General features: G+C 65.7%; 11 protein-coding genes. 3 read left to right on the plus strand and 8 right to left on the minus strand.

Features of this window, described 5'->3' with window-relative positions:
• Positions 1–4 precede the first annotated feature (4 nt).
• The 5 genes from ASE59_RS02690 to cysS all read right to left on the minus strand — a co-directional run bounded on the left by ASE59_RS02690 (position 5) and on the right by cysS (position 5,793).
• Positions 5–1,012, minus strand: a complete 1,008-nt coding sequence (locus ASE59_RS02690; RefSeq protein ID WP_056451691.1) for a ferritin-like domain-containing protein — start codon at positions 1,010–1,012, stop codon at positions 5–7.
• Between the two features lie 20 nt (positions 1,013–1,032).
• Positions 1,033–2,055: a ferritin-like domain-containing protein gene (locus ASE59_RS02695; RefSeq protein WP_056451692.1), complete on the minus strand. Its 1,023-nt coding sequence runs from the start codon at positions 2,053–2,055 to the stop codon at positions 1,033–1,035.
• Positions 2,056–2,370: 315 nt separating this feature from the next.
• On the minus strand, positions 2,371–3,744 hold the full coding sequence (locus ASE59_RS02700; protein WP_056451693.1) for a class II 3-deoxy-7-phosphoheptulonate synthase: 1,374 nt from the start codon (positions 3,742–3,744) through the stop codon (positions 2,371–2,373).
• 98 nt (positions 3,745–3,842) lie between these two features.
• Positions 3,843–4,283: a TM2 domain-containing protein gene (locus ASE59_RS02705; RefSeq protein WP_056451695.1), complete on the minus strand. Its 441-nt coding sequence runs from the start codon at positions 4,281–4,283 to the stop codon at positions 3,843–3,845.
• A 70-nt stretch (positions 4,284–4,353) separates the two neighbouring features.
• A complete protein-coding gene (cysS, locus tag ASE59_RS02710; RefSeq protein ID WP_056452766.1) occupies positions 4,354–5,793 on the minus strand; it encodes a cysteine--tRNA ligase in 1,440 nt (479 codons plus the stop codon).
• A gap of 190 nt (positions 5,794–5,983) precedes the next feature.
• Between cysS and ASE59_RS02715 the strand changes: the two genes are divergently transcribed.
• Genes ASE59_RS02715 through ASE59_RS02725 form a run of 3 tightly spaced genes read left to right on the plus strand, consistent with a single transcriptional unit; the run spans position 5,984 to position 8,542 of the window.
• Positions 5,984–6,556: an SRPBCC family protein gene (locus ASE59_RS02715; protein ID WP_056451697.1), complete on the plus strand. Its 573-nt coding sequence runs from the start codon at positions 5,984–5,986 to the stop codon at positions 6,554–6,556.
• A gap of 13 nt (positions 6,557–6,569) precedes the next feature.
• Positions 6,570–7,772 carry a zinc-dependent alcohol dehydrogenase gene (locus ASE59_RS02720; RefSeq protein ID WP_056451699.1) on the plus strand — a complete coding sequence of 401 codons (1,203 nt, stop codon included), beginning with the start codon at positions 6,570–6,572 and terminating at the stop codon, positions 7,770–7,772.
• A complete protein-coding gene (locus tag ASE59_RS02725; protein WP_056451701.1) occupies positions 7,772–8,542 on the plus strand; it encodes an SDR family NAD(P)-dependent oxidoreductase in 771 nt (256 codons plus the stop codon). Before ASE59_RS02720 ends, ASE59_RS02725 begins: the two co-directional genes overlap by 1 nt.
• 113 nt (positions 8,543–8,655) lie before the next feature.
• Here the strand turns inward: ASE59_RS02725 and purU are convergent, their stop codons facing one another.
• The 3 genes from purU to ASE59_RS02740 are packed head-to-tail and all read right to left on the minus strand — an operon-like array spanning position 8,656 to position 12,281.
• Entirely contained in the window at positions 8,656–9,537 is an 882-nt protein-coding gene (purU, locus tag ASE59_RS02730) for a formyltetrahydrofolate deformylase (RefSeq protein ID WP_056451703.1), read from the minus strand.
• 48 nt (positions 9,538–9,585) lie between these two features.
• Complete coding sequence (locus tag ASE59_RS02735; protein ID WP_056451704.1) at positions 9,586–10,470, minus strand: copper resistance protein B; 885 nt, start codon at positions 10,468–10,470, stop codon at positions 9,586–9,588.
• Positions 10,467–12,281, minus strand: a complete 1,815-nt coding sequence (locus ASE59_RS02740) for a copper resistance system multicopper oxidase (RefSeq protein ID WP_056451706.1) — start codon at positions 12,279–12,281, stop codon at positions 10,467–10,469. The genes ASE59_RS02735 and ASE59_RS02740 overlap by 4 nt, the downstream gene beginning before the upstream one ends.
• Position 12,282 lies beyond the last annotated feature (1 nt).

The following is a 12,282-nucleotide window of genomic DNA, read 5'->3' on the forward strand; positions in this document are numbered from 1 at the left end:
TCGTTCAAATGGCGGCGCTGGTTTTCAGGAACCCGTTGACGCCCGCGGGGAAGAACCCGCCGAGCGCGACCGAGGTCCGTGTCTGGTACGCAACGTTCAGAACCTGTGCCGGCGCGCGGGCATAGGTGATGCCGCTGCCGTCGGTCGGTACGATGTTCGACGCGTTGTTGGCGGGCCGCGCGCCCTGATCGATATCGGCCGCGCCGTCGAAATTGTCGCGCGCGGTCGACAGCGCCTCGGTCGCGTCGATCAGCGCCGGGGTGGCGATGCCGCGCCGATAGAGCGCCGACCGGATCAGGCCGGCGTGGTACGCCTTGGCACCCTGCATACCCGCCGCCGCGTTGAGGAACGCGGCCCCCGCGAGCGAGCCGATGATCCCGCGATAGGCGGTCACCACCACATCCTCGAACACGAAGGCGCCGAGCAGGAACCGGTCGTCGCTCTCATACACGTCGAACGTCGCCGCTACGGTGGTGATGAGTGCCGCCGTGCGGGCAAGGTTCGAAAAGGCGCTGGTCGCGGTGACCCCGAGGTCGATCGCGGGCTGCGCGATCACGGTCGAACCAATCACGCCGCGCAGATAGGCGACATTCGCGCGGGTATCGGCGGCGAGTTCGCGGGCATAGCGGCCGATCGTCGCGTCGCTGAAGGCAATCTGCCGTGCGCCGGTCGCGGCACCCGGCGTGCCGGCACCGCCGAGCAGGCCGGCGTCGAGGCCGGCACCGGTCGTGGCGTAGCTGTAATATTGCGCTTGGAGATAGGCGAAGTTCAGCGTGAAATTCAAAATGTCCGCATCCGTCGCCGGGCTGGGCACCGGGGTCGGCGTGCCCGACGCGGTCGGCGTGGGGGTCGGCGTGGGGGTCGGCGTGGGGGCAGGGTTGCCGTTATTGCCACCGCAGGCGGCGAGCAGTCCGGCGCCGGCGACCGCGGCGGACACGCCGCCGGCAGCGCGTAGGAAGTCGCGGCGGCTGTCATTCTTGTCCAGCACGGGCAGCATCGATTCGTTGGTCATGTGTCTCGCTCCCGAAAGGCTCAGTTCGCCGCGCTGGTCTTGATGTTGCCGTTGACGCCGGCGGGGAAGAACCCGCCCGTGGCGACGGCATCGCGGTTCAGATAGGCGATATTGAGAACCTGTCCGGTGGTGCGGCCATAGGGGAGGCCGGTATTGGGGTCGAACGGGGTGATGTTCGACTGATCGCCGATCGGGCGGACGCCCTGATCGATATCGGTGCCGCCGTCGAGGCTGTCGCGCGCGGTCGAGATCGATTCGGTCGCATCGATCAGCGACGGGGTCGACAAGCCACGCACATAGAGTGCCGACCGGATCATCGAGGCGTGATAGGCTTCGGCGGCGAGGATGCCGGCCGCCGCCTGTCGGATCAACGTGTTGGCGATGCCGGGCAGCGCGCCGCGATAGGCGGTGACGCCGACATCCTCGAAGATATAGGCGGCGAGCAGGAAATTATCGTCGCTGGCATAGGGATCGAAGGTGTCGTTGGCACCGATCAGGCCGGCGGCGCGGGCGGCGTTCGAAAAGGCGCTGGTCGCGGTGGCGCTGAGGTCGAGCGCGGGCATGGCGATGGCCGAACTGCCGAGCGCGTTGCGGATGAATTCGACGTGCGCGACCTCGTCCTGCGCAATTTCGCGGGCGAAGTTGGCAACGACCGGATCGTTCAGCGTCGCCTTGCGTCCGCCGGTTACTGCGCCCGGCGTGGTACCGGTCGGGCCGGTCAGCAGATTGGCGGCGAGGCCGGTACCGTTGGCGGCGAAGGCATAGAATTGCGCTTCGAGATATTCGAGGTTCAGCGCGAAGTTCAGCACGTCGATGTCGGAGGTGCCCGGCGACGATGACGGGGTCGGCGTGGGGGTGGGCGTCGCTGTGGCGGTACCGGTCGGCGTCGGGGCCGGCGAGGAATCGCTGTCGCCGCACGAGGTGAGCGCGAGACCGCCACCGATCGCCGCCGCCGCACCAAAGGCGCGGAAGAAGTCGCGGCGTTCTTCGCGCCGACGCGCCCGTGCGTCCAGCGCCTCAACCATCTGTGTCTCGTCGGTCATCTACCGGTTCCCTTAACGCGTTCGGCCCCGCCCCGCGCTTGGCGGAACGACCCGGGCCAGTCGTCTGACGTGCGCGCCATGGCGGCGCGCGTGCCCGATGTCGGTGTGCTGTATTGCGTGTGAGGGCAAGAGGCTAGGCCGGATCGACGAATGATTGGCGGCGGAGTGTCTGGTTAGTTTCGGGGCCACGGTTGCGGCAAGCCCCTCCCTGGTGAAGGGTAGGGTTGGGGTGGGTGGGTGCGTGGCGCGCGCGACATTCCCTCGCGGGCCTACCCACCCCAAACCCCTCCCTGTCAGGGAGGGGCTTACTATTCGTCAGGCCGCGACGCGGCGGCGTTCGGACAGTTCCTCGTTCAGCATCTCGGCCAGCAGGAACGCCAGTTCGAGGCTCTGCCCGGCGTTGAGGCGGGGGTCGCAATGCGTGTGGTAGCGGTCGGCAAGGCTCTGTTCGGTGACCGCGATCGCGCCGCCGGTGCATTCGGTGACGTTCTGCCCGGTCATTTCGGCATGGATGCCGCCGGCATGGCTTCCCTCTGCCCGGTGGACGGCGAAGAAGCCGCGCACTTCGGCGAGGATGCGGTCGAACGGGCGCGTCTTGTAGCCGGTCGTCGCCTTGATCGTGTTTCCATGCATCGGATCGCACGACCACACCACCGGATGCCCTTCGCGCTGGACGGCGCGGATCAGTTTGGGCAGGCCCGCCTCGATCTTGTCGTGGCCGTAGCGGGTGATGAGGGTCATCCGCCCCGCGATACGGTTCGGGTTGAGCGTGTCGAGCATCCGCAGCAGCGCGTCCGGCTCCAGCGTCGGGCCGCACTTGATGCCGATCGGGTTGCCGATGCCGCGCAGGAATTCGACATGCGCCGATCCGTCGAACCGGGTGCGGTCGCCGATCCACAGGAAGTGCGCCGAGGTGTCGTACCAGTCGCCGGTCAGCGAATCCTGCCGGGTGAGCGCCTGTTCATAGGGGAGCAGCAGCGCTTCGTGGCTGGTGTAGAAGCTGGTCGCCTTGAGCTGCGGCACGCTGTCGGCATCGATGCCGCAGGCGGCCATGAAGTCCAGAGCCTCGCCGATGCGATCGGCGACGTCGGCATACTTCTTGGCCCATGGGCTGCGACCCATGAAGTCGTGGGTCCAGCGATGAACCTGATGCAGGTTCGCATAGCCGCCGGTTGCGAAGGCGCGCAGCAAATTGAGCGTCGCCGCCGCCTGCGAATAGGCGCGGATCATCCGCTGCGGATCGGGGACGCGGCCTTCGGAGGTGAAGGCGATGTCGTTGATATTGTCGCCGCGATAGCTGGGCAGCTCAACGCCATCCACGACTTCGGTATCGGCCGAGCGCGGCTTGGCGAACTGTCCGGCCATGCGACCGACCTTCACGGTCGGCAGCTTCGACGCGAAGGTCAGCACGACCGCCATCTGCAGGATGACGCGGAAGGTGTCGCGGATATAGTTGGGATGGAACTCGGCAAAGCTCTCCGCGCAATCGCCGCCCTGGAGCAGGAACGCGCGACCCTCGGCCACTTCGGCGAGTTCGGCGGTCAGGCTGCGCGCTTCGCCGGCGAAGACGAGCGGCGGATAGCTGGCAAGCTGTGCCGTCGTCGCGTCGAGTGCGGCGCGGTCGGGATAGGTGGGGAGCTGGCGCGCTTCGGCGGTGGTCCAGCTATCGGGGGCCCAATTTGCGGCCATGTGCAGTATCCATCAACTCGGTTCGGGTAATTCCCATGCGCGAAACCGGCTGTTCGCGCAATGAAGGAAAGGTTGGCCGGTCCGATCGACTGCTTCGATCAGCCGTAGCGGTGGTGGAATTCGTCATTGTCCATGACGAGGTAGCGGATCGCATCGATCAGCGCCCAAATGCCGGTAACCAGCAGGCCGACGACGGTGCAGGTCAGCAACAGCATGACGATGCCCGATCCGGTCTTGCCGAGATAGAAGCGGTGAATGCCGAGCGTGCCGAGGAAGAAGGCGAACAGGACGGCAGCGATCTTGTCCTTGCGACCGCGCGGGCGGCGGTCGTTGGCCGCAGGACGGGGGGCGACGGTGCCGGGAACGTGATAGATGCGCAACGCGCGACCGTTCGACACCTCGAAATCGACCTGTGCACCGACCGACGGGCCGATGCGGTCGCTCCAGTCGTCGGGCTGGAACCAGTAACGCTGGCCATCGTCGCCGGCGATCCGCCCCTCGCGTCCGTCCCGATCGACACCCAGTATCTGTCCCCGCATATCGTCCCCCGATGATTCGCGCGGAGGATATGAAGGCGAAGCAGGGCCGGGAGCAAGGGGTTAGCGTTACCTATCCAAGCGTCGGGCGCCAGTCCCAAGCGAGGGGATCGCCGTCCATCACTTCCACGCCCGCAGCGGTCAGTTCGTCGCGGATTACGTCGCTCTTGGCGAAGTCTTTCGCGGCGCGGGCTTCGCGGCGGTCGGACAGGCGGGCTTCGATCGTGTCCGCGTCGATCGTCGCATCGGCGGGGCGAACGCGCAGGTCGGCGCGTTCGATGGTGGCAAGGCCGAGGCCCAGCACCGCGTCGAAATCGGCGAGCGCGGCAAGGCGGTCGGCAGGTGTCAGTTTCTTGTCCGCGAGCAGTTCGTCGAGCACCGGCAGCGCGCGCGGGGTGTTGAGGTCGTCGGACACCGCCGCGTCGAGGCGTTCGCGATAGGCTGCCGCCTTACCCGCATCGCCTTCGCCCGACGCGCGGGTGCGGAGCGCGACGACGGTCATCGCCAGCCGCTTCAATCGGGTCAGCGCCGCGATCAGATTGTCGGCCGAGAATTCCAGTTCGGAGCGATACTGCGCCGACAGGCACATCAGGCGATAGGCGAGCGGATGCACCCCGCCGTCGATCAGCGTCTGAAGCGTGGTGAACACGCCCTTCGACTTCGACATCTTGCCCGAGCGTTCGACGAGGAAGTTGTTGTGCATCCAGAAGGCGGCACCGCTGTCGGCGCAACCGCAAAATGCCTGATTCTGGGCGATCTCGTTCGGGTGGTGGATCTCGCGATGGTCGATACCACCGGTGTGGATGTCGAACGGGCTGCCAAGGTACTTGATGCTCATCACCGAGCATTCGAGATGCCAGCCCGGCGCACCCTTCCCCCAGGGCGAGTCCCATTCCATTTGGCGCGTCTCACCCGGCAGAGTCTTGCGCCAGATGGCAAAGTCCTGCGGATGGCGCTTGCCCGCGACCGGATCGATGCGCCCTTCGCCAGCATCATCCTGCCCGCCCGCCAGTGCACCATAGTTCGGCACGCTGCTGCTGTCGAAATAGAGGCCGCTGTCGAGTTCGTAGCAATGTTCGGGTGCGATCCGTTCAGCAAAGGCGATCATCTCGGCGATGTGATCGGTCGCGACCGACCAGCGCGTCGGGTCGTCGATATTCAGGTCGCGCAGATTGCCCTTGAACGCCGCCGTATAGTGGGCGGCGATGTCCCAGATCGACTGGGCGCGCGCCTTTGCCGCCGCCTCCATCTTGTCGTCGCCGGCATCGGCGTCCGACGTCAGGTGGCCGACATCGGTGATGTTGATGACATGGGTGAGCGGATAGCCCTTCCACCGCAACACCCGGCTCAGCGTGTCGGTGAAGACGTACGCGCGCAGATTGCCAATATGCGCATAATTGTAGACGGTCGGCCCGCACGAATAGACGCGCACCCCCTTTGCCGGGTCGAGCGGTTCGAAGCGCTGAAGGCTGCGGGTCAGCGAATTGTGAAGCGTGAGCGGGGCACCGTGCATGGCCGAGCGCATAGCGCGGTGCGCTCCGTCTGCAAATCCGTACCGTTGACCGGGAAAGTGGCACACGCCCCGGAACAGGCCGCTGCGACAGCGGTTAGGAATTCCGTGATCGAAAAGCATAATTCGATCAATATGTTAACATGGATCAATCGACCGAGCCAAGTGGTTCGGCAGACGGGAGAGCACGGCCATGGCCCAAAGCGAACTACCCGGCGATATCGAGCGTGACGACGCTCCGGCCTTCACGTCCAAGGACAGTAGCGAACGCGGTGAGGCCGCCGCCCATGGCGAATCATCGGTATCGGGCGTTGCGGTGACGATCAACCGGCCGCGGCATGAACTCTATGCCTATTGGCGTGACTTCGGGAACCTCGCGACATTCATGCTGAATGTCGAGGCGATCGAGGTTCGCGATTCCGAGCGGTCGCATTGGAAGGTCAGTGGACCGAACGGCATTTACGAATGGGACGCCATCGTCACCGAAAACATGGATGGCGAACGCATCAGCTGGCGCGCGGAGAATAGTGACGTTCCGAACAGCGGCTGGGTATCGTTCCATGAAGCGGCGCCGGGACGCGGCACGGTGGTGACGGCGATGATCGCCTATGACCCGCCCGCCGGCATCGTCGGCAAGCTGGTGGCGAAGGTCACGCAGCAGGAACCGGCGATCCAGGCGCGCCGCGACCTGCGGCGCTTCAAGCAACTGATGGAAACCGGCGAGATCGCGACGACCACGCCGCCCAACCGCGAACCCAAATCATAAGAAGGAGCCGGCGATGCGCGCACTTACCTGGCACGGCAAGCACGACGTCCGTGTCGATACCGTTCCCGATCCCGAGATCATCAACCCCCGCGATGCGATCATCAAGATCACGTCGACCGCGATCTGCGGGTCCGACCTGCATCTGTATGACGGCTATATCCCGACGATGAAGGCGGGCGATATCCTCGGCCATGAATTCATGGGCGAGGTGGTCGAGACCGGGCCGAAATCGACGTTGAAGAAGGGGCAGCGCGTCGTCGTACCCTTCGTCATCGCCTGCGGCAGTTGCTACCATTGTTCGAAGCAGCAATATTCGGGCTGCGACAATGGCAATCCGGCCGACAATCAGGACATTGCCCAAGAACTATGGGGACAGGTCGGGTCGGCGCTGTTCGGGTACAGCCATATGACCGGTGGCTATCCGGGCGGGCAGGCCGAATATGTCCGCGTGCCGTTCAGCGATGTCGGACCGATCGTGATCCCGGACGGGATCGACGACGACAAGGTGCTGTTCCTGTCGGACATTCTGCCGACCGGTTGGATGGCGGCGGAGAATGCCGATATCGAGAATGGCGATATCGTCGCCGTCTGGGGTTGTGGCCCGGTCGGATTGTTCGCGATCCAGTCGGCACTGTTGATGGGGGCGCACAGGGTGATCGCGATCGATCATTTCCCTCACCGGCTGCAACTGGCGAAGGGATTGGGCGCGGAGGTCCTCAATTTCGAGGAAACCGATATCTATGATGCGTTGATGACGATGACCGGCGGGATCGGCCCCGATGCGGTGATCGACAGCGTCGGCCTCGAAAGCCACGGCCTGTTCGTCGACAATATCGTCGACCAGATCAAGGCGTCGACCTTCCTCGGCACCGATCGGCCGCACGCGCTGCGGCAGGCCATCGTGGCGTGTCGAAAAGGGGGCCGAGTGTCGGTGCCGGGTGTCTATGGCGGGTTGATCGACAAATTCCCCTTCGGCGCGCTGATGGAGAAGGGGCTGACGCTCAAGACCGGGCAGACGCATGTCCAGCGCTACCTGCCTGGACTGCTCAGCGCGATCATGGAGGACAAGATCGACACGACCTTCATGATTTCCGACCGGATGGCGCTGGAGGATGCGCCGAAGGGCTACAAGAAATTCCACGACGAACAGAATGTCTGCACCAAGGTCGTGCTGAAGCCCGACTGGGCGAAAGCCGATGCGGCGGGAGAAGCGTGATGGCGAACAAGCTGGCAGTGATTACCGGGGCGTCCACCGGCATCGGGTACGAACTGGCGAAGATCGCGGGGGCAGAGGGCTATGACTTGATCGTCGTTGCGGACGAACCGCAGATCACCATCGCGGCCAGGGATTTCGGCGCGGGTGCGGTATGCGCGGTCGAGGCGGACCTGTCGACCTTCGACGGAAATGACCAGTTGCTGGCGGAGGTCGGCGGACGGCCCATCGACCTGCTGATCGCCAATGCCGGGCGCGGGCTTGGCCATGCGTTTATCGAGCAGGACGTGTTGGCGTGGCGCAAGGTGATCGACACCAACGTTACCGGCACGACCTATCTGCTCCAGAAGGTCGCCCGCGACATGGCGGCGCGGGGGGAAGGGCGCATCCTGATCACCGGATCGATCGCCGGGCTGATCCCCGGCAGCTATCAGGCGGTGTATAACGCAACCAAGGCGTATCTCGACAGCTTCGCCTATGCGCTGCGCGAGGAGTTGAAGGACAGCGGAGTGACGATTACCGTGCTGATGCCGGGGCCGACCAATACGCCCTTCTTCGAACGAGCCGGTATGATGGATACGCCGGTCGGGCAGGATGATTCGAAGGAGGATCCGGCGAAGACCGCGCGCAATGGTTGGGACGCGGTGATGGCTGGCTCCGCACATGTCGTGTCGGGCGCGAAGAACAAGATCCAGGCGGCGATCAGCCATATAACCCCCGACAGCGTGCTGGCGAAGATGCATACGAACATGGCCAAGCCCGACGGAGAGTGATTTCTAGCCCCTCCCTGACAGGGAGGGGTTGGGGTGGGTCGGGTCGTGGCGGGCGTTACGCTCCATCGCGGGCCAACCCAACCCCACCCTTCCCTGTCAGGGAAGGGAGTAGGTCAGCGAAACACCACCGTCCGGTGCCCGTTCAGGAACACGCGCCGTTCCGCTGCCCAGCGGACGGCGCGGGCCAGCACCTGGGCCTCGACATCCCGGCCGATGCGGATCAGGTCCGCTTCGGTGTCGCGGTGATCGACGCGCTCGACCGCTTGTTCGATGATCGGCCCTTCGTCGAGATCGCCGGTGACATAATGGGCGGTCGCGCCGATCAGCTTGACGCCGCGATCGTGCGCGCGGGCATAGGGGCGGGCGCCCTTAAAACTGGGCAGGAAGCTGTGGTGGATGTTGATGCAGCGCCCCGCCAGCCGCTGCGACAGATCGTTGCCGAGCACCTGCATATAGCGGGCGAGCACCAGCAGTTCGGCATCGGACTGTTCGAAGACGCGGAGCATCGCCGCTTCCTGTCCCAGCCGGTCCCCGTCGACGATCGGCAGATAGTGGAACGGCACGCCATGCCATTCGGTCAGCGCCCGCAGCGATTCGTGGTTGGAGACGACGCCGACGATCTCGACAGGCAGGTCGCCGGTCTTCCACCGGTGCAGCAGGTCGTTGAGGCAGTGGCTGCCCTTCGACACCGCGATCAGCACCCGCATCCGCTCGGTGCGCGGCACGATCGACCAGTCGAGGGCGAAGTCGTTGCCGATCGGGGCAAAACCATCGACCAGCGCGTCGAGGTCGATCGGGAAGGCGGGGCCGGCGCCGGCGAATTCAACGCGCATGAAGAAGCGGCCCGCCTCCAGATCGGCATATTGCTGGCTGTCGAGAATGAAGCCGTCGATCCGTGCCAGATGGCCGCTGACCGCCGCGACCAGCCCCACGCGATCGGCGCAGGACAGCGTCAGGACATAGGCGGGCGACCCCGCCGCATCGGAAACCGGCATCGACTTTTCCCCTGTTGAGGGGGCGGCCTTAGCGGCATGTGCGCCGGTTTAGAACCATGCGCGGATGCCGGCGACCAAACCGATGCCGCCACTGTGCTCGCCCGCTGCCCGGCCGAAGCGTCGTGTGTCGCCGAAGCGGCGTTCCCAGTTGATGCCGACATAGGGCGCGAATTCGCGGGCGATCTCGTAGCGCAGGCGCAGGCCCAGTTCGGCGTTGATCAGCCCCGACCCGGTGCCGGTTGCGCGTATATCCTGCGCCGACAGGTTCAACTCGGCGCGCGGTTGCAGGATCAGGCGCTGGGTGATGCGCTGGTCGTAGTACCCCTCGACCCGGCCGAGCAGTTCGCCCCGGGTCGACACGAAGGCGGCGGCGTTCAGTTCGAACCAATAGGGGGCCAACCCTTCGATGCCGACCGTGACATAGGTGCGCGCCGGGGTCGGGCGGATATCCTGCCGAACGCCGGCCTGCAGGTTGAAATAGGGGTCGATCGCGCGCGAGTAGAGCGCCTGCACTTCGGCAGCGTCGAGGCGGGAGCCGCCTTCGCCTTCGCTCTTGACGACCAGGCGGTGAATGTCGCCGCCATACCAGCCTTCGCCCTCCCACGCATAGCCGCCGTCCTTCCATTCGACCCGGTCGAGCAGGAGTTGGGCGAAGCGCTGTCCGCCGCCTTCCTCCGCCATCATCGCGTCGCGCGAGCGGGCCATGACGTCGCCGCCCCAGACGCGGTCCGCATAATGCGGCATCGGGACCGGCGGGGGCGGGGCGTTGCCGGGGGACTGGTCGGTGCCGGACGGATCGGCGGGGCCAGCCACCGGCGCCGCTTCCACCGGGGGTGCGTGTCCCATTTGCGCATGGTCCATCTGGCTATGGTCCTGCGCGATCGCTGGCCCAGCGAAGATCAGGCCGAGCAGCGGAACGAGGACGCGGATCATACCGCGCTCCCCTGCGGACGGACGGTGACGACCCGCATCATCCCGGCCAGCATGTGGTAAAGCATGTGACAGTGAAATGCCCAGTCGCCGACCGCATCGGCGGTCAGGTCGAGGCTGACGATCCCGCCCGGCTGGACCAGCACCGTGTGCTTGCGCGGGGAATGATCGCCATGGCCCGTGACCAGTTCGAAGAAATGGCCGTGCAGGTGGATCGGATGCGCCATCATCGTGTCGTTGATCAGGTTGATGCGGACGCGTTCCCCCTCGGCGAACGCGAAAGGTTCGTGGGTGTCGACCATCCGCTTCCCGTCGAAGCCCCACATGAAGCGTTCCATGTTGCCGGTCAGGTGGATGTCGATCTGACGACCGGGTGCGCGCACGTCCGGATTGCGGTCGAGCGAGCGGAGCTGGCGGTAATTCAGCACGCGGTGACCGACATCCTCCAGCCCTTGCCCCGGATAGTCTGTACGGTCGATCGCCATGGAAGAGATGGTCTGGACGCCGGGGGTCTTGGCGACGCCGGGCGCGTTGGCGAAATCGCGCATGCCGTGGTCCATCTCGCCCATGCCGGCCATCGTTTCGCCATGGCCCATCGCGGTGTGGTCCATTGCGGCATGATCGGGGGCGGGGTTTGCAGCTGTGGCGGCTGGCGCGGCGAGGCGGCGCGAGGCATTTTGTTCGGCGGTCGGATCGGGGCGGCCCGGTTTGCCTTCACGCCCCATGCCGCCCATGCCCATGTCGGTCATTGTTGCCAGCGGCCGTGGGCGCAGCGGCGGGACCGGCGCGATCATGCCGGGGCGGGGGGTGAGCGTCGCGCGCGCCATGCCAGACCGGTCGACACTCTCGCCGACCAACGTATAGGCCGCATCGCCGGGGGTGACGATCGCGTCATAGGTTTCGGCGACGCCGATCTGGAATTCGTCGACCGTCACCGGCTGCACGTTCAGCCCGTCGGCCTGGACGATTGTCAGCGGCAGGCCGGGGATGCGGATGTTCAAGGTGGTCATCGCCGATGCGTTGACGATGCGCAGCCGCACCCGCTCGCCCGGCGTGAACGCGCCGGTCCAGTTGTCGACGGGGCCATGACCGTTGATAAGGTAGGTGTAGACAGCCCCCGTCGCGTCGGCGATATCGGCGGGGTCCATCCGCATCCTGCCCCATTCGGCGCGGTCCTTCGCCTTCTGGTCGCGGCCAGACAACAGGCCGACCAGCGTCTGCCGCTGGAAATTATAATAGCCGGGTTGAAGCTTCATCCGGCGGAAGATCGTCGCGGGGCTGGAGCGGCTGTGATCGGACAGGACGATGACGTGTTCGCGGTCGAACGAGACCGGATCGGGGGTGGCGGGATCGATGACGATCGGGCCGTACAGCCCCTCCTGCTCCTGCCCGCCCGAATGGCTGTGATACCAATAGGTACCGTTCTGCCGCACCGGAAAGTCGTAGAGAAAGCTCTGCCCCGCCGGAATGCCGGGAAAGGAGACGCCGGGAACGCCGTCATATTGGAACGGCACCAGCAGCCCGTGCCAGTGCAGCGAGGTTTCGACGTCGAGATCGTTGACGACGCGGATGCGCGCGCGCTGTCCCTCGCGCAACCGGATCAGCGGGGCGGGGGACATGCCGTTGATGCCGATGCCGCGCGACGGGCGACCATCGACCATGCGGTTGATCCGGCCGATGCGCAGCTCGATCTGGTCGCCCGACACGACCGGCCCGTCCGCTGCCTGTCGTGCACCAAGCGGCGTCCAGGCACCGAGCGCCACGCCCCCCAGCGCCGCGCGTTGCAGCAACCGGCGGCGATCGATCGTCGTCATG

The organism is Sphingomonas sp. Leaf10 (genome assembly GCF_001421245.1).
Taxonomy (GTDB): Bacteria; Pseudomonadota; Alphaproteobacteria; order Sphingomonadales; family Sphingomonadaceae; genus Sphingomonas.